At 62.4% G+C, this 23241-nt stretch carries 16 protein-coding genes; 12 read left to right on the forward strand and 4 right to left on the reverse strand.

Annotated elements, in window-relative coordinates; all coding sequences use genetic code 11:
- Nucleotides 1–62: 62 nt before the first annotated feature.
- From msrA to aceE, 4 genes are all read right to left on the reverse strand, one after another.
- The gene (gene msrA / locus HX803_RS01535; RefSeq protein WP_178918626.1) at nucleotides 63–710 is read right to left on the reverse strand and encodes a peptide-methionine (S)-S-oxide reductase MsrA; all 648 of its coding nucleotides are present in this window, start codon (nucleotides 708–710) and stop codon (nucleotides 63–65) included.
- A 73-nt stretch (nucleotides 711–783) separates the two neighbouring features.
- Complete coding sequence (locus tag HX803_RS01540; RefSeq protein ID WP_178918627.1) at nucleotides 784–3477, reverse strand: bifunctional diguanylate cyclase/phosphodiesterase; 2694 nt, start codon at nucleotides 3475–3477, stop codon at nucleotides 784–786.
- 305 nt (nucleotides 3478–3782) lie between these two features.
- Nucleotides 3783–5426: a dihydrolipoyllysine-residue acetyltransferase gene (aceF, locus tag HX803_RS01545; RefSeq protein WP_178918628.1), complete on the reverse strand. Its 1644-nt coding sequence runs from the start codon at nucleotides 5424–5426 to the stop codon at nucleotides 3783–3785.
- A gap of 11 nt (nucleotides 5427–5437) precedes the next feature.
- Nucleotides 5438–8083 carry a pyruvate dehydrogenase (acetyl-transferring), homodimeric type gene (gene aceE, locus HX803_RS01550; protein WP_176997185.1) on the reverse strand — a complete coding sequence of 882 codons (2646 nt, stop codon included), beginning with the start codon at nucleotides 8081–8083 and terminating at the stop codon, nucleotides 5438–5440.
- A gap of 382 nt (nucleotides 8084–8465) precedes the next feature.
- Here aceE and glnE point away from each other — a divergent pair, with 382 nt between their 5' ends.
- The 12 genes from glnE to HX803_RS01610 all read left to right on the forward strand — a co-directional run bounded on the left by glnE (nucleotide 8466) and on the right by HX803_RS01610 (nucleotide 23240).
- A complete protein-coding gene (gene glnE / locus HX803_RS01555; RefSeq protein WP_178918629.1) occupies nucleotides 8466–11405 on the forward strand; it encodes a bifunctional [glutamate--ammonia ligase]-adenylyl-L-tyrosine phosphorylase/[glutamate--ammonia-ligase] adenylyltransferase in 2940 nt (979 codons plus the stop codon).
- Between the two features lie 163 nt (nucleotides 11406–11568).
- Nucleotides 11569–12603, forward strand: coding sequence for a lipopolysaccharide heptosyltransferase II (waaF, locus tag HX803_RS01560; RefSeq protein WP_178918630.1), 1035 nt, complete (start codon nucleotides 11569–11571; stop codon nucleotides 12601–12603).
- 1 nt (nucleotide 12604) lies between these two features.
- A complete protein-coding gene (gene waaC / locus HX803_RS01565) occupies nucleotides 12605–13666 on the forward strand; it encodes a lipopolysaccharide heptosyltransferase I (protein WP_178918631.1) in 1062 nt (353 codons plus the stop codon).
- Complete coding sequence (locus HX803_RS01570) at nucleotides 13666–14790, forward strand: glycosyltransferase family 4 protein (protein WP_178918632.1); 1125 nt, start codon at nucleotides 13666–13668, stop codon at nucleotides 14788–14790. The genes waaC and HX803_RS01570 overlap by 1 nt, the downstream gene beginning before the upstream one ends.
- Nucleotides 14787–15593, forward strand: coding sequence for a lipopolysaccharide core heptose(I) kinase RfaP (gene rfaP, locus HX803_RS01575; protein ID WP_178918633.1), 807 nt, complete (start codon nucleotides 14787–14789; stop codon nucleotides 15591–15593). The genes HX803_RS01570 and rfaP overlap by 4 nt, the downstream gene beginning before the upstream one ends.
- Nucleotides 15593–16327: a lipopolysaccharide kinase InaA family protein gene (locus HX803_RS01580; protein WP_178918634.1), complete on the forward strand. Its 735-nt coding sequence runs from the start codon at nucleotides 15593–15595 to the stop codon at nucleotides 16325–16327. Before rfaP ends, HX803_RS01580 begins: the two co-directional genes overlap by 1 nt.
- Nucleotides 16324–17076 (forward strand): lipopolysaccharide kinase InaA family protein, encoded by a 753-nt coding sequence (locus tag HX803_RS01585; RefSeq protein WP_178918635.1) that lies wholly within the window; start codon nucleotides 16324–16326, stop codon nucleotides 17074–17076. Before HX803_RS01580 ends, HX803_RS01585 begins: the two co-directional genes overlap by 4 nt.
- Nucleotides 17076–18518, forward strand: coding sequence for a lipopolysaccharide kinase InaA family protein (locus HX803_RS01590; RefSeq protein WP_178918636.1), 1443 nt, complete (start codon nucleotides 17076–17078; stop codon nucleotides 18516–18518). The genes HX803_RS01585 and HX803_RS01590 overlap by 1 nt, the downstream gene beginning before the upstream one ends.
- 316 nt (nucleotides 18519–18834) lie before the next feature.
- A complete protein-coding gene (locus HX803_RS01595; protein ID WP_178918637.1) occupies nucleotides 18835–19815 on the forward strand; it encodes a sugar ABC transporter substrate-binding protein in 981 nt (326 codons plus the stop codon).
- Entirely contained in the window at nucleotides 19815–21338 is a 1524-nt protein-coding gene (locus tag HX803_RS01600) for a sugar ABC transporter ATP-binding protein (protein WP_178918638.1), read from the forward strand. The genes HX803_RS01595 and HX803_RS01600 overlap by 1 nt, the downstream gene beginning before the upstream one ends.
- The gene (locus HX803_RS01605) at nucleotides 21331–22317 is read left to right on the forward strand and encodes an ABC transporter permease (protein ID WP_178918639.1); all 987 of its coding nucleotides are present in this window, start codon (nucleotides 21331–21333) and stop codon (nucleotides 22315–22317) included. The genes HX803_RS01600 and HX803_RS01605 overlap by 8 nt, the downstream gene beginning before the upstream one ends.
- Nucleotides 22314–23240, forward strand: coding sequence for an ABC transporter permease (locus tag HX803_RS01610; RefSeq protein ID WP_178918640.1), 927 nt, complete (start codon nucleotides 22314–22316; stop codon nucleotides 23238–23240). The genes HX803_RS01605 and HX803_RS01610 overlap by 4 nt, the downstream gene beginning before the upstream one ends.
- Nucleotide 23241: the final 1 nt, after the last annotated feature.

Raw genomic sequence — 23241 nt, forward strand, 5'->3', positions numbered from 1 at the left:
CCGCTCCCACATTTGGAATGCATTCCAAGGTGGGAGCGGGCTTGCCCGCGATGCTTTTGGCTTCAGATCGGGCAGGTCACGCCCGTACCGCCAATCCCGCAATAGCCCTGCGGGTTCTTCGCCAGGTACTGCTGGTGATACGCCTCGGCGAAGTACACCGTCGGCGCTTCTTCGATTTCCGTGGTGATCACACCCAGGCCGGCCTTGGTCAATTCACCCTGATACGCCTCGGCACTGGCCTGCGCTGCCGCCAATTGTTCCGGTGTGGTCGCGTAGATCACCGAGCGGTACTGGCTGCCGATGTCGTTGCCCTGGCGCATGCCCTGGGTCGGGTTGTGCAGTTCCCAGAACATCTTCAGCAGGTCTTCGTATTTCACCTTGGCCTGGTCGTACACCACCAGCACCACTTCGCTGTGGCCGGTCAGGCCCGAGCAGACTTCTTCATAAGTCGGGTTCGGCGTGTAGCCGCCGGCATAACCGACCACGGTGCTGACCACGCCATCGCGCTGCCAGAACCGCCGCTCGGCGCCCCAGAAGCAGCCCAGACCGAAGATGGCAAAGCCGACGTCATCGAGGAACGGACCGAGCAGTGGGTTGCCGTTGACGAAGTGTGTCTCTGGCAGTGCCATCGGCGTTTCACGGCCAGGCAATGCTTGTTCTTGAGTAGGCAGCACGTTTTTGTTCACCAGAATTTCCGAGCGCAAGACCATGATCAGTCCTCTCGTCAGGTTGGGTTAGCGGTAAATATTCAGACAGGCAGTGTGCCCGAGTGTTACAGCGCTGTCAGGCAATTGGCCCGCGTGGGTAGCGTTTAAGCTTCTCCAGCAGCTCTGCACCGGGGATCGGGCGATCGAACAGGTAGCCCTGGCCCACGTCGCAACGGTGTCGGCGCAGGAACGCCAGCTGCTCGGAGGTTTCGACACCTTCGGCCACCACCTTGAGCTTGAGGTTGTGGGCCATGGCGATCACCGCCGAGGTGATTTCCATGTCGTCCTGGTTGTCCGGGATCTCGTGGATAAAGCTGCGATCGATCTTGATGATGTCGATGGGGAATTTTTTCAGGTAGCTCAGCGACGAGTAACCCGTGCCGAAGTCGTCCATGGCCAGGGTCAGGCCAAAGCTCTTCAATTGATCAAGCTGCAGGCGCGTGTCTTCGGTGGCTTCCAGCAGCAGGCCTTCGGTCAATTCCAGTTCCAGCAGACTGGCCGGCAGTTGTTCTTCCTTGAGGATCGTGGCGATTGAGGCCACCAGGTCAGGGTCGGAGAACTGCTTGGGCGACAGGTTGATCGCCACCTGCAGATTGCCCATGCCACCGGCGCTCAGTTGCTTGCTCATGCGGCAGGCCTGGCGCGCGATCCATTTGCCAATGGGGATGATCAGCCCGGTCTCTTCGGCCACGCTGATGAACTGGTCGGGGCGGATCATGCCCTTTTCCGGATGGTTCCAGCGCAGCAGCGCTTCCATGCCCAGCAGGCGACCGCTGCGCAGGCACAGCTTGGGTTGGTAGAACACGTCCAGTTCGTTTTGCGTCAGGGCGCGGCGCAGGTTGTTTTCCACGAACAGCTTGTAGCTGGCCTCGGCGTTCAACGCTTCGGTAAACACCTGCACCTGGTGTTTGCCGTTGGCCTTGGCCTTGTGCAGGGCCAGGCCCGCGTTACGCATCAGGGTCTGCGGGTCGCGGCCATGCAGCGGCGCACAGGCCAGACCCACGGAGCCGGTGACGCTGATCAATTGGTTGTCGACAAACATCGGCTTGTCGAGGGTCGTCAGCAGCTGGCTGGCGACTTGCTGGCCGCTTTCCAGGTCGGTGTCGTCCAGCAGCACGGCAAATTCGTTACTGGCGAAACGCGCCAGGCTGCCGCCCGCGCTCAAGCTGTTGCGCAAGCGACGCGCCAGGCTGATCAGCAGCTTGTCGCCGGTCTGGTGGCCGAGGCTGTCGTTGATCCGCTTGAAGTTGTCGATGTCCACCAGCAGCAGGCTGATCGGGCTGTCGCTGTCGCGGGCAAAGCGTTCATCAAGGTTGCGGATGAACGCCGGGCGGTTGCCCAGGTTGGTCAGGTTGTCGGTATAGGCCAGGCGTTCGATGCGCTGTTGCGCCAACTTGGTCTGGGTGATGTCTTCGTAGATACCGATGTAGTGGGTCAACTCGCGGTTGTCGCCGTACACCTTGGAAATCGACAGCTGGCCCCAGTAGGGTTCCAGGTTCTTGCGCCGGCTCTTGAACTCACCCTGCCAGCTGTTGCTCTTGGCCAGGCTTGACGGCGCATCGAACAGCAGCTCGCTGAGGTTCTCCAGCGCCGGCAGTTGCGCCAGGCGGTGGCCGTGCACTTCTTCGGCGCTGTACTGGGTGATCGCGGTAAAGCTCGGGTTGACGTACTCCACCACGCCGTCGCAGTTGACCAGCAGAAAGGCGTTGGCGCTTTGCTCCACCGCCCGCTGGAACAGGTGCAGGGCGCTGGTGGCGGTGCGGCGGTTGTGGTTGTTGATCACCAGCGCAAACTGGTCGGCCAGCTCGCCGGCAAACGCGATTTCGTCCGCCTGCCAGGCGCGTGGGCTGCCGGCCTGTTCCAGGCACAGCACGCCGACGACCTGGCCGTCGACACGGATACTGGCGTCGAGCATCGCGTGGATGTCTTTGTCGCGCAGGCTCTCGGCCATTTCCCGGGTGCGCGGGTCACGCAGGGCATTGGTGGCGTCGATGGCACGACTGGTCTGCAGGGCTTCGAGGTAATCCGGGAAGCCGCTGGCGTCGATGGCTTCGGGCAAATGGTACTGCTGGTCGGCCTGGCGATAGGCCGAGATCGGTACCAGGCGCTGGCCTTCGAGGTTCCAGATGCTGGCGCAGTCAATCTCATAGATATCGCAGGCGCTGCGGGTGATCAGCTCGGCGGCTTCTTGCAGCGAATTGTTGGTGGTGTAGCGCTGGCGGGCCAGCAGCAGGATCAACTCTTGCTGGGCGCGCACCCGCTCCAGGTGCTGCAGCTGTTCCTGTTGGGCGCGCTGGTTGAGCTCCAGGGCGATCTGCAGGCGGCTGTTCTGGTTTTCCAGGTCGGCGCTCGGGGCCACGTAGGGCATTTCGCTGAACAGGCCGTCAACCACCATCAGGTAACCGCGCAACAAGTGACGATTGTGCTGTTTGTAGGCTTCGCCCATTTCCAGCAGGCTCAGGGGGCCGTCGCTGGTGTGCAGGGTGTAGCGCACCAGGTAATGGGGGCTCTGGGTCAGTTGTTGCTGGATGGTGTCGTGCAACTGATACCGCGCCTGGGGTTCCATCAGGCTGGCGTAGGGGGTGCCGATCAGGGCGCAGAGCTCGACTGCCGGCAGGCCGAATTGGCGCTCGCAATTGGGGTCGAGGTACAGCAGGGCCCAACTCGCCTCATTAAGCCGCTCGAAACGCAGCATACCGAGGCGCGAAGGCACCGGTAACTGCGTCACGACCTCGGCCGCCATACGGGCGACATCGGGTTGGCTTTTCATGGGGGGAACTCACTTGAAATTACGCGCACGGCGCCGGGCTCACGCCCTCTTTTCTGTTGCCTGCGGCAAGGTTGCATCATGCGGCGCGGGCTGACAAGAGAGGATGAAGGCTAAGTGCTATAAGGGGGTTATCGGCTGCTCGGGGGATTTCTGCAATCGGGGTGATGGAAGGTGTACAAGCCTGTTTTTCTTGTCCAATAAACAGGCAAAAAAAGCCCCGCCAAGTGGCGGGGTTGAGGTACGAGCGTGGCGCTCGGAAATCGGTGCAACAGGGCCTCCCCGGTGAAGGGGAGGCCCGTTGTGGCTTACAGCAAGATGGTGCGGATGTCGTTGAGCAGCTGGCTCAGGCGCTGCGTGAAGCGAGCAGCAGCGGCGCCGTTGATCACGCGGTGATCGTAGGACAGCGACAGTGGCAACATCAGCTTCGGCTGGAACGCTTTACCGTCCCAGACAGGCTGGATAGTGGCCTTGGACACACCCAGGATCGCCACTTCCGGCGCGTTGACGATTGGCGTGAAGCCAGTGCCGCCAATGTGACCGAGGCTGGAGATGGTGAAGCAGGCACCCTGCATGTCGTCCGGGGTGAGCTTCTTGTCGCGGGCCTTGGCAGCCAGTGCAGCGGCCTCAGCGGCAAGTTGCAGCAGGCTCTTCTGGTCGACGTTCTTGATGACCGGTACCAGCAGGCCATCCGGGGTGTCGACGGCAAAGCCGATGTGCACGTACTTCTTGCGGATGATCGCTTTGCCGCTTGGTGCCAGCGAGGCGTTGAAGTCCGGCAGTTCCTTGAGCAGGTGTGCGCACGCCTTGAGCAGCAGAGGCAGCACGGTCAGTTTCACGCCGGCTTTTTCAGCCACGGCTTTCTGCGCAACGCGGAAAGCTTCCAGGTCGGTGATGTCGGCCTGGTCGAACTGAGTCACGTGCGGGATGTTCAGCCAGCTGGCGTGCAGGCCGGCCGCGCCGATTTGCATCAGGCGGGTCATCGGCACTTCTTCGATTTCACCGAAGCGGCTGAAATCGACGGTGCGGATCGGCGGAATGCCCGAACCACCGGTAGCGCCGCCAGCAGCTGGCGCTTCCTTGGCTTTCTGCATCATGGCTTTGACGTAAGCCTGCACGTCTTCCTTCAGCACACGGCCGTGAGGACCGCTGGCCGCGACAGCACTCAGCTCAACGCCGAACTCACGGGCCAACTGACGCACGGCAGGGCCGGCGTGAACCTTGGCACCGCTTGGCGCAGGTGCGGCAGCAGCAGGGGCCGGTGCGGCCTCGGCTTTTGCAGCCGGTGCAGGAGCGGCAGCGGCCGGAGCCGCTTCAGCCTTGGCAGCCGGCGCGGCGGCAGGTGCAGGGGCCGCAGCCGGTGCAGCGCCTTGTACTTTCAGCTTGAGGATGAAGTCGCCAGTGCCGACTTCGTCTTCCAGCTTGACGGCGATGCTTTCCACCACGCCGGCAGCCGGCGAAGGGATTTCCATGGAGGCCTTGTCGGACTCCAGGGTGATCAGCGACTGATCGGCTTCGACGGTGTCGCCGACCTTGACCAGCAACTCGATGATCTTGGCCTTGCCCGACGAACCGATGTCCGGGACGTGGATGTCCTGGACAGAGGCTGCAGCCGGCGCAGCAGCCGGGGCCGCAGGGGCCTCGGCGGCAGCAGGTTTTTCAGCAGGCGCGGGTGCAGCAGCGGCAGCAGGAGCCGCCGCAGGGGCCGCATCAGCGGCACCTTCGATTTCCAGCTCAAGCAGTTCGTCGCCTTCTTTCAGGCGGTCGCCCAGCTTCACTTTCAGGCTCTTGACCACGCCGGCCTTGGGAGCAGGGATTTCCATGCTCGCCTTGTCCGACTCCAGGGTCAGGATGCTCTGGTCGGCTTCGACGGTGTCGCCGACCTTCACAAACAGCTCGATTACTTCACCTTCACCGCTGCCGATGTCAGGTACGCGAATGAGTTCGCTCACAAAAAGTCTCCTCAGCAGTCCAGTGGGTTGCGTTTTTCCGGGTTGATCCCGAACTTGACGATAGCGTCTGCCACCACCTTGGGTTCGATCTCACCACGGTCAGCCAAGGCTTCCAGGGCTGCCAACACCACGAAGTGACGGTCAACTTCGAAGAAGTGACGCAGCTTCTTGCGGCTGTCACTGCGGCCGAAACCGTCGGTGCCCAGGACTTTGAATTCCTTGGACGGGACCCACTGGCGAATTTGTTCAGCAAACAGTTTCATGTAGTCGGTCGAAGCGATCACCGGGCCTTTACGGCCGGTCAGGCACTCTTCAACGAAGGTGCGCTGTGGCTTCTGGCCAGGGTGCAGGCGGTTGTGACGCTCTACGGCCAGGCCATCGCGACGCAGTTCGTTGAAGCTGGTTACGCTCCACACGTCAGCGCCGACATTGAACTCTTCACGCAGGATCTTCGCCGCTTCACGCACTTCGCGCAGGATGGTGCCGGAGCCCATCAGCTGTACGTGGTGCGCTGCTTCCTTGGTGTCTTCTTCGAGCAGGTACATGCCCTTGATGATGCCTTCTTCCACGCCAGCCGGCATTGCAGGCTGCTGGTAGGACTCGTTCATCACGGTGATGTAGTAGAAAACGTCCTGCTGCTCTTCGGTCATCTTCTTCATGCCGTCCTGGATGATCACCGCCAGCTCATAGCCGTAGGTTGGATCAAAGGTGCGGCAGTTCGGGATGGTGGCAGCCAGGATGTGGCTGTGACCGTCTTCGTGTTGCAGGCCTTCGCCGTTCAGCGTGGTACGGCCGGCGGTACCGCCGATCAGGAAGCCACGGGTGCGGCTGTCGCCTGCTGCCCACGCCAGGTCGCCAATGCGCTGGAAGCCGAACATCGAGTAGAAGATGTAGAACGGCAGCATCGGCTGGTTGTGGCTGGAGTACGAAGTACCGGCAGCGATGAAGGAGCTCATGGCGCCCGCTTCGTTGATGCCTTCTTCGAGGATCTGGCCCTTCTTGTCTTCCTTGTAGAACATCACCTGGTCTTTATCGACTGGCTCGTAGAGCTGGCCGACGGAGGAGTAGATGCCCAACTGACGGAACATGCCTTCCATACCGAAGGTACGGGCTTCGTCCGGGATGATCGGCACGATGCGCGGGCCGATGTCCTTGTCCTTGACCAGCTGCGCCAGGATGCGCACGAAAGCCATGGTGGTGGAGATTTCACGGTCGCCCGAGCCGTCGAGGATGGCCTTGAGGGTGCTCAGGTCTGGCGTCGGTACGCTGAAGCTGTTGGCGCGACGCTGTGGCACGAAACCACCCAGTGCGGCGCGGCGCTCGGCCAGGTAACGGGCTTCGGCGCTGTTCGGCTCCGGCTTGAAGAACGGCAGGTTCTCCAGCTCTTCGTCCTTGACCGGGATGTCGAAGCGGTCGCGGAACAACTTCAGGCTGTCGACATCGACTTTCTTGGTGTTGTGCGCAGTGTTCTTCGCTTCGCCGGCACCGGTGCCATAACCCTTGATGGTCTTGGCCAGGATGACGGTCGGTTGTTCTTTGTGGTTCACCGCTTCGTGGTACGCCGCGTAGACCTTGTACGGGTCGTGGCCGCCACGGTTGAGTTTCCAGATCTCGTCGTCGGACAGGTCTGCAACCATCGCCTTGAGTTCAGGCGTGTTGAAGAAGTGTTCGCGCACGAACGCGCCGTCTTTGGCCTTGTAGTTCTGGTACTCGCCGTCGATGACTTCGTCCATGCGACGTTGCAGGATGCCGTCGACGTCCTTGGCCAGCAGTGGGTCCCAGAAACGGCCCCAGATGACTTTGGTCACGTTCCACTGAGCACCGCGGAACACGCCTTCGAGTTCCTGGATGATCTTGCCGTTGCCGCGAACCGGGCCGTCGAGGCGCTGCAGGTTGCAGTTGATGACGAAGATCAGGTTGTCCAGCTTCTCGCGGCCAGCCAGGGAGATGGCACCCAGGGATTCCGGCTCGTCGCACTCGCCGTCGCCCAGGAAGCACCAGACTTTCTGCTTGCCTTCAGGGATGAAGCCACGGGCTTCCAGGTACTTCATGAAGCGAGCCTGGTAGATCGCCTGGATCGGGCCCAGGCCCATGGATACAGTCGGGAACTGCCAGAAATCAGGCATCAGCCAAGGGTGCGGGTACGACGACAGGCCGTTACCGTCCACTTCCTGGCGGAAGTTGTTCATGTGTTCTTCGGTGATGCGGCCTTCCATGAACGCACGGGCGTAGACGCCTGGGGAGGTGTGGCCCTGGAAGTAGATCAGGTCGCCGCCGTGTTCGTCGGTCGGGGCCTGGAAGAAGTAGTTGAAGCCGATGTCATACAGGGTTGCGCTGGAAGCGAAGCTGGAGATGTGACCGCCCAGGTCCGAATCTTTCAAGTTCGTGCGCATTACCATCGCCATGGCGTTCCAACGTACCAGCGAGCGAATGCGGCGTTCCATGAACAGGTCGCCAGGCATGCGTGCTTCGTGGGTAACGGGGATGGTGTTGCGGTATGGCGTGGTGATGGCGTAGGGCAGTTGCGAGCCGCTGCGGGTCGCGAGTTCGCCCATACGGGTCATCAGGTAGTGAGCACGGTCTTCGCCTTCTTTGTCGAGAACCGATTCCAGGGCGTCCAGCCATTCCTGGGTTTCGACGGGATCGAGGTCTTGCATGGCTTGCTCCAGGGCGGAAAGGCTACCAGAATCGGTTGCCTGAGTTTGCGACTGGCCTTGTGGGCAGACGACATAAATTCTTGGATGGCCGAAGGTTGCTTCGGCGTCCTGTAGTTTTACTACAAATCGTCGGCCATTTCAGCCTTTCGAATGTATATACGAGTAGTAAAACTACACAAGACTGAGCGTATGGCTCGGTCTGGCTGGTGAGCATAATCGTTATTGTTGATCTTTTGCGAACAAGAAAAGGTGAAAGTTTGATGCTGGCTGCCAAAATGAAATTAATTTCAGCTATTTCTCACCTTTGTTCGACAGTCCTTCACCAAGCGTGGTTCTTGCCTTCACGGCAACACGCCTTTTACGCGCCGAACAAGGATAGACCATGAGCCTTCCCACGCTGGCCGAACTGCCGGCCGTTCTCTTGCCTTTTGCCCAGCGGGCCGAGCAGTCATTTCGTGACGCAGTGGCCGCGCTGGACGACGATCATGGACTTTCTGCGTGGACGCCGCAACGGTGGGCCGACTTCGCCCGCGTATGCGCCGCCAGTGATTTCGTCATTGAACAGAGCCTTCGTGACCCTTTGATGTTGCTCGAGCTGGTGGCCTGGGGCGAGTTGGATCGCGGCTTTGCGCCCGACGAACTGTGCGGGCAGATCGCCGCCGCCGTGCAACAGGCCGAAACAGAAGAGGAGCTGGGCCGCGTGCTGCGCCGCCAGCGCACCCGCCAGCAGGTGCGCATCATCTGGCGCGACCTGACGCGCCAGGTCGATCTGGTGCAAACCTGCCGTGACCTCTCCGACATGGCCGACGCCAGCATCGACCAGGCCTACCAATGGCTGTACCAGCGCCACTGCGTGCAGTTCGGTACGCCCACCGGGCGGCGCAGCGGCGAGGCGCAGCACATGGTCATCCTCGGCATGGGCAAGCTCGGCGCCGTGGAGCTGAACCTCTCTTCCGACATCGACCTGATCTTCGCCTACCCCGAAGGCGGCGAAACCGTGGGGGTCAAGCGCGCCCTGGACAACCAGGAATTTTTCATTCGACTGGGTCAAAAACTGATCAAGGCCCTCGACCCGATGACCGTCGACGGCTTTGTATTCCGTGTCGACATGCGCCTGCGCCCTTACGGCTCGGCCGGTGCTCTGGTGCTCAGCTTCAATGCGCTGGAACAGTACTACCAGGACCAGGGCCGCGACTGGGAACGCTACGCCATGATCAAGGCGCGCGTAGTGGCCGGTGATCAGGTGGCCGGCGCGCAGCTGCTCGACATGCTGCGGCCGTTCGTCTACCGCCGTTACCTGGATTTTTCCGCCATCGAAGCGCTGCGCACCATGAAGCAGCTGATCCAGCAGGAAGTGCGGCGCAAGGGCATGGCCGACAACATCAAGCTGGGGGCGGGCGGCATTCGCGAGGTGGAGTTCATCGCCCAGGCGTTCCAGCTGATCCACGGCGGCCGCGACCTCAGCCTGCAGCAACGGCCGTTGCTCAAGGTGCTCGGCACCCTGGAAGGCCAGGGCTACCTGCCGCCGGCGGTGATCGCCGAGTTGCGCAATGGCTATGAGTTCCTGCGCTACACCGAACACGCTATCCAGGCGATTGCCGACCGTCAGACCCAGATGCTCCCCGACAGCCCGGAAGACCAGGCGCGCATTGCCTTTATGCTGGGGTTTGCCGATTGGGCGAGCTTCCATGAGCGCCTGATGGACTGGCGCGGTCGCATTGACTGGCATTTCCGCCAGGTCATCGCCGACCCGGATGAAGAAGAGGGCGAAGAAAGCGAGCTGGTTGTGGGCGGTGAGTGGTTGCCGCTGTGGGAAGAATCCCAAGATGAAGACGCTGCCTGTCGCCAATTGGCCGAGGGTGGCTTCACCGACGCGCCCAAAGCCCTGAAAGCCCTGACCAGCCTGCGCAGCAGTCCGCAGTTGCGCGCTATGCAGCGCCTGGGCCGAGAGCGACTGGATGCGTTTATCCCGCGTTTATTGGCCCAGGCCGTCGAGCATGCCAACCCGGACCTGGTGTTGGAGCGCGTGCTGCCGCTGGTCGAGGCCGTCGCCCGTCGTTCCGCTTATCTGGTGCTGCTCACGGAAAACCCCGACGCCCTGCGCCGGCTGCTGACCCTGTGCGCCGCCAGCCCGTGGATCGCCGAGCAGATCACGCGTTTCCCATTGTTGCTGGACGAATTGCTCAACGAAGGCCGCCTGTTCAAGCCGCCCTTGGCGCCGGAACTCGCCGCCGAACTGCGCGAACGCCTCACGCGCATCCCCGAGGATGACCTTGAGCAGCAGATGGAGGCCCTGCGCCACTTCAAGCTGGCCCACCGCCTGCGCGTCGCGGCGTCGGAAATCGCCGGCAGCCTGCCATTGATGAAGGTCAGCGACTACCTGACCTGGCTCGCCGAAGCCATCCTTGAGCAAGTGCTGGCGCTGGCCTGGCGCCAGACCGTGGCGCGCCACGGCTCGCCGCAACGGCTGGACGGGACGTTGTGCGATCCTGGCTTCATCATTGTCGGTTATGGGAAAGTCGGCGGGATCGAACTGGGGCATGGTTCGGACCTGGACCTGGTGTTTATCCATGACGGTGACCCGCAGGCTGAAACCGACGGTGCCAAGCCGATCGACGGTGCGCAATTCTTTACGCGCCTGGGCCAGCGGATCATCCATTTGCTGACGACCCAGACCAACTCCGGGCAGCTCTATGAAGTGGACATGCGCCTGCGTCCTTCCGGTGCCTCCGGTTTGCTGGTGAGTTCGCTCGGTGCGTTTGATCGCTATCAACAAAATGAAGCCTGGACCTGGGAACATCAGGCCTTGATCCGTGCGCGGGTGCTGGTGGGCAGCCAGGATGTGGGCCGCGCATTCGAGCAGGTGCGGGCCAACGTACTGGGGCGTGAGCGCGACCTGGAGACGCTGCGCCAGGAAGTCAGTGAGATGCGTGCCAAGATGCGTGACAACTTGGGCACCAAGACCACGGCGGCCGGCACCGGCGCCAATGCCTTCGAGCCCACGGCGGTGTTCGACCTCAAGCAGGACGCCGGAGGTATCGTCGATATTGAATTTATGGTGCAATACGCGGCTTTGGCGTGGTCTGCACAACATCCGTCGTTGCTGCGCTATACCGACAATATCCGCATCCTGGAAGGCCTGGAGCAGGTCGGGCTGATGCCCGCCGCCGATGCCCACTTGCTGCGTGAGGTGTACAAGGCCTACCGTTCCGCCGCGCATCGCCAGGCCTTGCAAAACGAGGCCGGCACGGTCGCCGGGGATCATTTCGCCGACGAACGGCGCCAGGTGATGCGGATCTGGAAAGAACTGGGGTTAAGTTGAGTCAACTGTAGGAGCCGGCTTGCCGGCGATTGAGGCCCTTGGCATCCATGGTGATCTTTCGGACGTCATCGCCGGCAAGCCGGCTCCTGCAGGTTGTTCGTCTCCTACAGAAATTATCGAGGCGGGGAGGCATTAGCCTCCCCGTATCGTTTGTGGAAACTACATGAATATTCTGATCGTTGGGCCCAGTTGGGTCGGTGACATGGTGATGGCACAGACACTGTTCCAGTGCCTGCGCCTGCGCCATCCAGACTGCCAGATCGACGTGCTTGCCCCGGAGTGGAGCCGCCCGATCCTCGAGCGCATGCCCGAAGTGCGCAAGGCCTTGAGCTTTCCGCTCGGCCATGGCGCGCTGGAGCTGGCGACCCGCCGTCGCATCGGCAAATCCCTGGCCGGCCAGTACGACCAGGCGATCCTGCTGCCCAACTCGCTCAAGTCGGCGCTGGTGCCGTATTTTGCTGGCATCCCCAAGCGCACCGGCTGGCGTGGTGAGTTTCGCTACGTGCTGCTCAACGACGTGCGCACCCTGGACAAGGCGCGCTACCCGCTGATGATCGAGCGCTTCATGGCCCTGGCCTATGAGCCGGGCGCCGAATTGCCACAGCCGTATCCACGCCCAAGCCTTGAGATCGACCCGGTCAGCCGCGACGCGGCGCTGGCCAAGTTCGGCCTGACCCTGGACCGCCCGGTGTTGGCCCTATGCCCCGGTGCCGAGTTCGGCGAATCCAAGCGCTGGCCGTCCGAGCATTACGCCAAGGTGGCCGAGGCCAAGATCCGCGAAGGCTGGCAGGTGTGGCTGTTCGGTTCGAAAAAGGACCATCCGGTGGGCGAAGACATCCGCCAGCGCCTGATTCCCGGCCTGCGCGAAGAAGCGGTGAACCTGAGTGGCGACACGTCGCTCGCCGAGGCCATCGACCTGCTGTCCTGCGCCGACTCGGTGGTGTCCAACGACTCCGGCCTGATGCACGTGGCCGCGGCGCTGAATCGCCCATTGGTCGCAGTGTACGGCTCCACCTCGCCGGGTTTCACCCCGCCCTTGGCCGACAAGGTCGAAGTGGTGCGCCTGGGCCTGGACTGCAGCCCGTGTTTTGAACGCACTTGCCGTTTTGGCCACTACAACTGCATGCGCCAGTTGCTGCCCCAGCCGGTGAACGAAGCCTTGCAGCGGTTGCAGGGCACTGTGGTCGAGGTCCGATAGTTTGCGCGTTCTGGTAATCAAGACCTCATCCCTGGGCGATGTGATCCACGCCTTGCCGGCGCTGACCGATGCGGCGCGGGCGATCCCCGGCATCCGTTTCGACTGGGTGGTGGAAGAAGGCTTTGCCGAGATCCCCACCTGGCACCCTGCGGTGGACAAGGTGATCCCGGTGGCCATCCGCCGCTGGCGCAAAAACATCTGGCAAACCATCAAGAGCGGCGAGTGGCGACGCTTCAAGCAGAGCGTCCAGTCGACCAAGTACGACCTGGTGATCGACGCCCAAGGCTTGTTCAAAAGCGCCTGGCTGACGCGCTATGTGCGTGCCCCGGTGGCCGGTTTCGACAAAAACTCCGCCCGCGAACCCATTGCCGCACGCTTCTACTCGCGACGCCTGGCCGTGGCCCGTGGGCAGCATGCGGTGGAGCGCTTGCGCCAGCTGTTCGCCGTGGCCCTGGGGTATGACCTGCCCAAGGCCCTGGGCGACTACGGCCTGAGTGTCGACAAACTGCTCGGCCTGCCGCCGAAAAAACCGTTCGTGCTGCTGTTGCACGGCACCACCTGGGACACCAAGCACTGGCCCGAAGCCTACTGGCGCGAGCTGTCCGAACGGATGGGCCGGTTGGGCGTGGACGTGAAATTGCCGTGGGGCAATGCCGCCGAAAAAGCCCGGGCCGAACGCCTGGCCAAAGGCTTGAGCAACGCCGAAGTGCTGCCCAAGTTGAACCTCGCCGGCGTCGCCCGCGTACTGGCCGGCGCCCGTGCCTGTGTGGCGGTAGACACCGGCCTGGGTCACCTGGCTGCAGCCCTGGACGTGCCGACCATTTCCCTGTTCGGCCCGACTAACCCCGGCCTGACCGGCGCCTACGGCAAGGGCCAGATTCACCTCGCCAGCGACTTCCCCTGTGCACCGTGCCTGCAAAAAAACTGTACCTATCAACCGACGGCCGACGACCTGCGTCGGTTCGACATCAAGCGCGAATCGCCCCTGTGCTTCACGCGCCTGAACCCTGAGCGTGTGGCAAGCCGGCTGAGCACGTTGTTACTGGCTGAGGAGCTGCACTGATGCAACTGGCTTTTGTTCTGTACAAATACTTCCCCTTCGGCGGCTTGCAGCGCGATTTCATGCGCATCGCCCTGGAATGCCAGCAGCGCGGCCACCAGATTCGTGTGTATACGCTGATCTGGGAAGGCGACATCCCGCCCGGCTTCGAAGTGCTGGTGGCGCCGGTCAAGGCGTTCTTCAACCATCGGCGCAACGAGAAACTCAGCGCGTGGATGGAAGCCGACCTGGCCAAACGCCCGGTGGACCGCCTGATCGGCTTCAACAAGATGCCCGGCCTGGACGTGTACTACGCCGCCGACGGCTGCTTTGAAGACAAGGCGCAGAATCTGCGCCACTCGCTGTACCGCTATTTTGGCCGCTACAAACACTTTGCCGAGTACGAACGCGCGGTGTTTGCCAAGGACGCCAAGACCGAAGTCCTGATGATTTCCGAAGTGCAGCAGCCGCTGTTCATCAAGCACTACGACACGCCGCTGGAACGTTTCCACCTGCTGCCGCCGGGCATTGCCCAGGACCGTCGTGCGCCGCCGAATGCCGCCGAAATCCGCGAAGGTTTCCGCAAGGAATTCAACCTGGGTGACGACGACTTGCTGCTGGTGCAGATCGGCTCGGGTTTCAAGACCAAGGGCGTCGACCGCAGCCTCAAGGCCGTGGCCGCACTGCCGGCTGAACTGAAAAAACGCACGCGCCTGTTTGTAATCGGCCAGGACGACCCCAAAGTATTCCAACTGCAAAGCGCCACCCTGGGCCTGGGGGACAATGTGCAGTTCCTCAAGGGCCGCAGCGATATCCCGCGCTTCCTGCTGGGCGCTGACCTGTTGATTCACCCGGCGTACAACGAAAACACCGGCACCGTGTTGCTCGAAGCCCTGGTGGCTGGGTTGCCGGTGCTGGTCTCGGCGGTGTGTGGTTATGCCCACTACATCAGCGAGGCCGACAGCGGCCTGGTGCTGGATGAGCCGTTCGAACAGAACCAGCTCAACGAGTACCTGACGCAGATGCTTACCGACACTGCACAGCGCGCGGCCTGGGGCCGCAATGGGTTGGCCTTCGCCGAGACGGCCGACCTCTACAGCATGCCGCAGCACGCTGCGGATGTGATTCTGGCGGAGCCGAACCGATGAAGTTGATTCTTGCCGAACCGTTCAAGACGTTATGGGCCGGGCGTGATGCCTTTGCCGAAGTCGAGAAGCTGCAAGGCGAAGTATTCCGTGAACTGGCGGCGCGCCGCACGTTGCGTACCGTGGTGGAGGGCCGGCCGTATTTCGTAAAGATCCACCGTGGCATCGGCTGGGGTGAGATCTTCAAGAACCTGATCACCGCCAAGTTGCCGGTGCTCGGCGCAGGCCTTGAGTGGGCGGCGATTCATCGCTTGCAGCAGCTCGGCGTGCCGACCATGACCGGCGTGGCGTTCGGTGAAAAAGGCAACAACCCGGCCGACCAGCACTCGTTCATCATCACCGAAGAGCTGGCGCCGACCGTCAGCCTCGAAGACCTGACGATCAACTGGGTGGCCGAGCCGCCCGCGCCTGCGTTGCGCCATGCGCTCACCCTTGAGCTGGCGCGCATGGTCGGCGACATGCACCGTGGCGGTGTAAACCACCGCGACTGCTACCTGTGCCACTTCCTGCTGGACACCGCGCAACCTGTCGATGCAAAGCACATCAAGCTGTCGGTGATCGACCTGCACCGTGCCCAGTTGCGGGCGCACCTGCCGCTGCGCTGGCGCGACAAGGACTTGTCGGCGCTGTACTACTCGGCGCTGGAAATCGGCCTGACCCGCCGTGACAAGCTGCGTTTCCTCAAGGGCTACTTCCGCCAGCCGCTGCGCCAGATCCTGGCCGAGCAATCGGCGTCCTTGAACCTGCTGCAGCGCAAGGCGGACAAGCTGTACGCGCGCAAGCAACGCTTGGGGGATGCGATCTGATGGCGGGTTGGAACCTGGAACCGGCCTACTCTGCCCTGGCGGATGATTTTGGAACCCTTGAAGCGGTGTTCGCGCTGCAAGGTGAACAATTGACCCGTGACCCCTTGTCGGAAGTGATCCGCGTGGAACGGGGCGGGGTCAATTATTACGTCAAGCGCTACACCGGCGCCGGCAAGGGCCTGCGCCGCTACCTGGGCAAGCCCCGAGTGAAGTCCGAATGGCAGAACCTCAAGCGTTTTGCCAAGTGGGGCATTCCCACCGCCGACGTGGTTGCCTGGGGCCTGGAGCGCAAGGGCCTGGCCTACGACCGTGGCGCGATGATCACCCGTGAGCTGCCAGAAACCGAAGACCTGTCGGCACTCGCCGAGCGCCGTGACGCGAGGCTCAAGGACCCCAAGTGGGTCGATGCGGTCAGCCGCCAGCTCGCCGAATACACCCGGACCATGCACGATCACCGCTTCACCCATAACGACTTGAAGTGGCGCAACCTGCTGATCGATGACCAGCAGACCCTGTACCTGATCGACTGCCCCAACGGTGATTTCTGGCGCGGTTTCTGGCTCAAGTACCGCATCACCAAAGACCTGGCCTGCCTGGACAAGGTCGCCAAGTATCACTTGTCGGCCACCCAGCGCCTGCGTTTCTACATGCAATATCGCCAACGCACGCACCTGACGGCGTCGGACAAACAGCGAATTCGCCATGTGGTGAAGTTTTTCGAGGGACGCGAATGAGTGATTTCCTGGCGGCCGAAGACCGTGCCCTGCTTGAGCGCAACGGCCTGGCAAGCTTCGATGCCTTGTGGGCCAAGCAGTTGGACGCAGTGGATGAGCCCAACACCAGCCGTGGCGGTTGGAGCAGCGTGTTCCGCCTGGAGCTTGAAGGCCAGGGTTACTACCTCAAGCGCCAGAGCAACTACCTGACGCGCAGCTTGCACCGCCCGTTTGGCGAGCCCAGTTTCTCCCGCGAGTTTCGCAACATCAGCCGCTACCGCTCGTTGGGCATTCCTGCCTTGCAAGCGGCGTTCTACGGCGAACGCAAGGTCGCCGGTGAATACCGCGCAATGTTGCTGACGCGTGCGCTGGATGGCTGGAATGACCTGGACTCCCTGCTGGAGCAATGGCCGCAGTTGAGCGATGCCCAGCACCGCGCGATCCTGCTGGCGTGCGGCCAATTGGCGCGCCGCCTGCACAGCGTTGGGCAGGTGCATGGCTGTTTCTACCCCAAGCATATTTTCCTGCAGGCTACTGCTGACGGTTATGCCGCGCAGTTGATCGACCTGGAGAAAACCCGCCCGCTGCTCTTTGGCTGGCGTGATCGGGTCAAGGATCTGGAACCGTTGTTGCGTCGCGCGCCACAATGGTCGGATGCGCAGGTGCGCCAGCTGTTGGCGGCGTACCTGGAGCAGCCTGCGGACAGCTCGCTGGTCGCCACGTGGTACCAGCGTTTGAGCGCCCGCCGTAGCCACAAGGAAAACCGTTGATGCGTTTGTCCGAGCTGAAAACCGCCGGTCGTACCCCGAGTTTGCCGATGACGATTGAGCTTGCCGATGCGGCGGGCCCTGGTCAGTTGCAACTGCTCAGCCTGCTGCGCGTGCTGCCGGGCGAGCGCTACGTGGGCGCGGGCGTCTGGCGCGGTCGCCCGGTGCTGGCCAAGTTGCTGGTGGGAGGCAAGGCGGCGCGGCATTTTCAGCGTGAACTCAGCGGCGTACGCTTGCTGGCCGAACAAGGCCTGACCACACCGTTGCTGCTGGCCGACGGGTTGCAGGAAGGCGAGGGCGGTTGGCTGCTGTTCGAATTTATCGAGGGCGCCGAGAGCCTGGCTGATGCCTGGCACGTCGTCGAACACCTGCCGCCCTTGGCAGACGAACAAACCGCCGTGCTCGCCGAAGCGCTGGGGGAGATTGCCCAGATGCATACCCGGGGCCTGTGGCAGGAAGACTTGCACCTGGACAACCTGCTGCGCCAAGACGGCAAGCTGTATTTGATCGATGGCGCGGGGATTCGCGTCGAAGAGGCCGGCAAGCCACTGTCGCGCAACCGTGTGCTAGAAAACCTCGGGGTGTTTTTCGCCCAGTTGCCGAAGAACCTCGAACCCTTTACCGAAGAGTTGCTGGTGTACTACCTGCTGGCCAACGGTGAACATGCCTTGCCGCTTGAGGCCTTGGAAAAACAGGTGCGCAAGGTCAGCGCCTGGCGCCTGAAGGACTTCCTGAGCAAAGTCGGCCGCGAGTGCACGCTGTTCAGCGTGGTGCGTGGTCCGTTTGCATTGCGTGCGGTCCGCCGTGAGGAAGAAGCCGCCATGCTGCCAGTGCTGGAGCAGGCTGACACGTTGCTCGACAGCGGCCACCTCTTCAAGACCGGTGGTGCCGCGACGGTGGCCAAGACCGACCTGGCTGGGCGCGCGCTGGTGATCAAGCGCTACAACATCAAAGGGTTCGTCCATTGGCTCAAGCGCTTCTGGCGCCCGAGCCGCGCCTGGCATTCCTGGCGCGAGGGCAATCGCCTGGCGTTTCTCGGCATCGCCACGCCCAAGCCGCTGGCTGTGCTGGAAAAGCGCTTTTTCTGGCTGCGCAGTCGCGCCTATCTGGTGACGGAATTGATCGCGGGCCCGGACATCATCGAGCGTTTCGCGCCCTACGTCGAAAGCGGCGACGCGCCGGAAAATGAACTGCAGGCCCTGGATCACCTGTTCGCCGAACTGATCCGCGAGCGCATCAGCCATGGTGATTTCAAGGGCCATAACCTGTTCTGGGACAAGGACCGCTGGTCGCTGATCGACCTGGACGCCATGCGCCAACACAGCTCTGACGCCAGCTTCGCTCCGGCGTACGCCAAGGACCGCGCGCGGTTCATGCGCAACTGGCCTGAACGCAGCGCGTTGTACCAACTGATCGATCAACGCCTGCCCAAACAGACCCTCTAACCCTCACGGGCTTACGCAATTGTAGTGAGCGGGCTTGCCCCGCGCGGCGGCGCGTCATTCACGCGTGAGGTGCCTGGCACACTACGGCGCGGCGGCGTGTCAGTCACGCTTGAGGCGCCTGATACACCGCGGCGCGGGGCAAGCCCGCTCACTACAAGTGTTGCGTGGGCAACAGTGATTGGGCAGTTGTGCTTAGGAATGACAGTCCGTTTTTACGCGCGTTTTCTATCTTTCTGATTTAAAACGATAAAAATCCTGGCACGGGCGCTGCAATGCCATCGGGTGAACCCTTTCACCGGTGGCTCAGGAGCCCTGTATGCCTTCCAGCCTTTCCTCGCTTTCCCGCTTGATCTGCCTCGGCGCCGCCTTGTTGCTGAGCTGCACCGCCCACGCCGCAGACGGCGATGATGCCGTGCCGTCACTGGCCGGCAAACGTATCGCTGTGAGCATGACGGGCACCAGTCACTATTTTGATATCAAGGCGTTCCAGGCCCAGGTCGAAGAAATCAAGCGCTTGGGCGGTACACCCATCACCCTCGACGCCGGGCGCAACGACAAAAACCTGGTGACCCAGCTGCAAACCGTGGTCACGCAAAAGCCCGATGCTGTGATCCAGACCCTCGGTACCCTCAGCGTGATCGACCCCTGGCTCAAGCGCATCAGTAAGGCCGGCATCCCGCTGTTCACCATCGATGCGCCGTCGCAGTACAGCCTCAATAACACCACGTCGGACAACGTCGCCACGGGCAAGGCGCTGGCCGACCAGTTGATCAAGGATGCCGGCGGCAAGGGCAAGATTCTGGTGTTCAACGGCTTCTACGGAGTGCCGGTCTGCGCGATTCGCTATGACCAGTTGAAGCTGGCACTCAAGGATTACCCGCAGCTCGAAATCATCCAGCCGGAACTGCGCGATGTGATTCCCAACACCGTGCAGGACGCGTATTCCCAGGTCTCTGCGCTGCTGAACAAATACCCGGCGGGCACGGTGTCGGCGATCTGGTCGGCGTGGGATATCCCGCAACTCGGCGCGAGCAAGGCGTTGATCGATGCCAAGCGCACTGAGATCAAGACCTATGGCGTCGACGGTACGCCGGAAGTGCTGGCGCTGTTGGGCCAGGCGAATTCGTCGGTCGGCGCCGTGGTGGCGCAGCAGCCCGCGCTGATCGGCAAGACGGCGGTGCAGAACGTTGCACGCTACCTGGCCGGGCAGCATGACCTGCCGAAGGAAACTCATGTAGCGACGTTGCTGACCACTGCCGCCAACCTGTCACAGGTTCAGCAACTGCGGGGTGATTGATGACAGCGTTGCACTTGCAGCATCTGCGCAAGCGGTTTGGCGCCACGTTGGCGCTGGAGGATGCGAGCCTCAAGGTCGAGCGCGGCACGATTCACGGCCTGGTGGGTGAGAACGGCGCGGGCAAGTCGACGCTGATCAAGATTCTCGCCGGCATTCACAAGGCGGATGCCGGGCAGGTGAGCATTGGCGGTCAGGCCTATGCCGCGTTGTCGCCGCGCCAAGTGGATGCATTGGGCGTGCAGTTCATCCATCAGGAGCGTCTGCTGCCGGCGAGTTTCACGGTGGGCGAAGCGCTGTTTTTCGGGCATGAGTTGCGCCGTGGGCCGTTTGTCGACCGTCGGCGGCAGCAGCGTGAAGCCGAGCGCTTGCTGGCGGAGTATTTCGACCTGCAGTTACCGGCCAGCGCGTTGATCAGCGAGTTGAACAGCGCCGAGCGCCAGGTGCTGCAAATCACCCGCGCGCTGATTCGCCAACCGAAGATCCTGGTGTTCGATGAGCCCAGCGTGGCGTTGGTCAAGCGCGAGGTCGACCAGTTGTTGCGTATCGTCAAGCGCCTGCGCGACCAGGGGTTGTCGATCCTGTACATCTCCCATTACCTGCAGGAAATCGACAGCTTGTGTGATGAGGTCACGGTGTTGCGCAATGGCCGGGACGTCGCGGTGGTGGAGCCTCGGCGCACCTCGAGTGCCGAGATTGCGCGGCTGATGGTCAACCGCGACGTGCAGGACATGTACCCCAAGGCCCGCGTCGAACTTGGCAAGCCGCTGCTGCAAGTGCGTGGGTTGAACCTGGCCCGGCGTTACCGCCAGATCGATCTTGAGGTGCGGCGTGGTGAGATCGTCGGGCTGACCGGGCTGGTGGGCTCGGGGGCCAAGGAATTGCTCAAGACCCTGTTTGGCGTGGTGCGTGCAGACAGCGGCAGCATTCATCTTGATGGGCGTGTATTGCGCCTGCGTTCCCCCGGCCAGGCGATTGCGGCCGGTATCGCCCTGGTGCCGGAAGAGCGCCGCAGCCAAGGGATTTCGCCGCTGCTGTCGGTGCTGGAAAACCTCACGTTGGCAGGGCTTTCGCGGTTCAGTCGCGGGGGCCTGCTGAGCCGCCGCAAGGAGCAGGCAGAAAGCCTGCGCTTGATCGACGAACTGGCGATCAAGGCGCCCGGGCCCCACGCGGCGGTGAGCCAGCTCAGTGGTGGCAATCAGCAGAAAGTTGCCCTGGGTAAATGGCTGAGTCGGCGCTCGGCGGTGTACCTGTTGGATGAGCCGTGTGTGGGCGTGGATGTCGGCGCCAAAGTGGAAATTTATCGATTGATCGGGCGCTTGGTCGAGGGGGGCGCCGCGGTGTTGGTGTTGTCATCGGACTTGCCGGAATTGTTGGGCATCAGCGATCGAATTCTGGTCCTGCATCGTGGCGAAATAGCCGGTGAGTTTCGCGCAGGGGACGCCGACAGTGACCTGTTGTTGGCGTGTGCCACGGGCGCGGTGCCAGTACCTGCTGTGCAACCGCGGGAGGTCGAACATGCTTGAGGCAACCGCGTCAGGTTTTTCGCAACGCGTGTGGGTGCTGGTGTTACGTCGAGGGGCCGTGGGCGTGTTTGTGGCGATCCTGCTGGGGTTTGCCGTGGCGGCGCCGAACTTCCTCTCGGTGGCCAACCTTGCGAATGTGTTCAGCCAGTCGGCGATCCTCGGGGTGCTGGCCTTTGGGCTCACCTGCGTGATTATCGGCGGCGGCTCGAATGTGGTCGCCGGTGGGTTGGACCTGTCACTGGCAGCGAACCTTGGCTTGTGCGCGGCGGTATTCAGCCGGCTCAACAATGCCGGGCTGGAACTCTGGCTCACCCTGTTGCTGACCCTGGGTTGCGGTCTCGCGGTCGGGCTGCTCAATGGCTTGGCGGTGGTAGTGCTGCGCTTGCCGCCTTTGTTGGCGACGCTGGCAAGCATGAATGTGCTGGCCGGACTCGAACTGGTGCTGACCGAGAACACCGTGGTTTCCACCGACTCGCCCCTGCTCGATGTGCTCAGCGGCGGCAGTTGGCTGGGCGTGCCGGCGCTGGCGTGGGTGTTGCTGGTCACGGGCGGGCTGTTGACGCTGCTGATCCAGCATTCAGCCTATGGGCTGCGTTTGCACGCGGTGGGTGAATACCCTCAGGCGGCCGAGGCGGCGGGTCTGCACAATGCAGGGTATGTGGTGTCGAGTTACCTGCTGTCGGGCGCGTGTGCGGCGGTGGCCGCGTTGTGCTCGGCGGCTTTTTTCAGCGGCAGCACCACCGGTTCCGGTGAGATGCTGCTTTCGGTGGTGGCGATCGCGTTTCTCGGCGTGGTGTTTTCCTGGCGGTTGGTGGCAAGCATCCCGGGCACGTTGCTCGCGACCTTGCTGATCGGTTTTCTGATCAACGGATTTCAGCTGTTGAACGTGTCGAGTTTCTGGGTCAACGGCGTGCAGGGTGTGTTGATCCTGTTGGTGGTGGCGGCCTCCAGTGCCTTGAATCGAGGAGCCCGCTCATGAACCCACGTGCATTACTGCCGCTGACATTGCCGTTGGTGTTCGCGGTCATCGTCCTGGTGTTTGCGCTACAGGCGCCGGGGTTTCTCAGCAGCGGCAACTTGAAAAGCCTGGTGCTGAACAATTTCGTGTTGCTGGCGGTCGTGGCGATCGGTATGACCTACGCGGTGGCGGCGGGCGGCATCGACCTGTCGGTGGGCACCGCGCTGGATTTCGCCAGCTTTACGTTCGTGGTGCTGCTCAATGGCGGCCATGGCTGGGCGATTGCAGTCGTGGGGGCGCTGGCGGCTGCGTTGTCAGTGGGGCTGGTGAATGCAGGGCTGATCGCGGGGCTGCGGATCAGTCCGTTTCTCGCCACGCTCGGTACGTTATTTATCGGCACCAGCGCCCAGCAACTGATGTCGGACGGCGGCCAGCCGATTTACATCGCCGAGGGCCTTAAGCCGGGGCTGACCGGCCTGCCTGCGCTGTTGATCGTGTTGGGGCTGGCATTGTTCTATGGCCTGACACTGGCTCGCGGGCGCCTGGGGCGCGAGCTGCTGGCCCAAGGTACGCAGCCGCTGTTGGCGTACTACTCGGGGTTGTCGGTGCGGCGGATCGTCACCGTGGTGGCGCTGGCCACTGCCCTGGCGTGCGGGGTGGCCGGGGTGCTGCTCAGTTCGACGGTCAGTGCCTATGTCCCCTTGTCTGGCAATGCATTCCTGCTCAATGCCATCGGCGCGGTGTTTATCGGCACCACGTTGAGTCGGCAGGGCCGGGCGAATATCCCCGGGACTCTGCTCGGCGTGCTGTTCATCAACGTCATCGCCAACGGCCTGCTGCTGATTGGCTGGAACTTCTATTGGCAGCAGGTGGCGACCGGCGTGCTGATTTTTGTGGTGTTGAGCTTCAGCTTTGCCAGTCGTCGAGTGGTGGCGGGCCACTAGC

The sequence above is a fragment of the Pseudomonas sp. P7548 genome (assembly GCF_013386585.1).
Taxonomy (GTDB): Bacteria; Pseudomonadota; Gammaproteobacteria; order Pseudomonadales; family Pseudomonadaceae; genus Aquipseudomonas.

Bases quoted from the DNA above. Each gene is read 5' to 3' on its own strand.
- msrA (WP_178918626.1), bottom strand. From the start codon at position 710: ATGGTCTTGCGCTCGGAAATTCTGGTGAACAAAAACGTGCTGCCTACT.
- HX803_RS01540 (WP_178918627.1), bottom strand. From the start codon at position 3,477: ATGAAAAGCCAACCCGATGTCGCCCGTATGGCGGCCGAGGTCGTGACG.
- aceE (WP_176997185.1), bottom strand. From the start codon at position 8,083: ATGCAAGACCTCGATCCCGTCGAAACCCAGGAATGGCTGGACGCCCTG.
- glnE (WP_178918629.1), top strand. From the start codon at position 8,466: ATGAGCCTTCCCACGCTGGCCGAACTGCCGGCCGTTCTCTTGCCTTTT.
- waaF (WP_178918630.1), top strand. From the start codon at position 11,569: ATGAATATTCTGATCGTTGGGCCCAGTTGGGTCGGTGACATGGTGATG.
- HX803_RS01570 (WP_178918632.1), top strand. From the start codon at position 13,666: ATGCAACTGGCTTTTGTTCTGTACAAATACTTCCCCTTCGGCGGCTTG.
- rfaP (WP_178918633.1), top strand. From the start codon at position 14,787: ATGAAGTTGATTCTTGCCGAACCGTTCAAGACGTTATGGGCCGGGCGT.
- HX803_RS01580 (WP_178918634.1), top strand. From the start codon at position 15,593: ATGGCGGGTTGGAACCTGGAACCGGCCTACTCTGCCCTGGCGGATGAT.
- HX803_RS01585 (WP_178918635.1), top strand. From the start codon at position 16,324: ATGAGTGATTTCCTGGCGGCCGAAGACCGTGCCCTGCTTGAGCGCAAC.
- HX803_RS01590 (WP_178918636.1), top strand. From the start codon at position 17,076: ATGCGTTTGTCCGAGCTGAAAACCGCCGGTCGTACCCCGAGTTTGCCG.
- HX803_RS01595 (WP_178918637.1), top strand. From the start codon at position 18,835: ATGCCTTCCAGCCTTTCCTCGCTTTCCCGCTTGATCTGCCTCGGCGCC.
- HX803_RS01600 (WP_178918638.1), top strand. From the start codon at position 19,815: ATGACAGCGTTGCACTTGCAGCATCTGCGCAAGCGGTTTGGCGCCACG.
- HX803_RS01605 (WP_178918639.1), top strand. From the start codon at position 21,331: ATGCTTGAGGCAACCGCGTCAGGTTTTTCGCAACGCGTGTGGGTGCTG.
- HX803_RS01610 (WP_178918640.1), top strand. From the start codon at position 22,314: ATGAACCCACGTGCATTACTGCCGCTGACATTGCCGTTGGTGTTCGCG.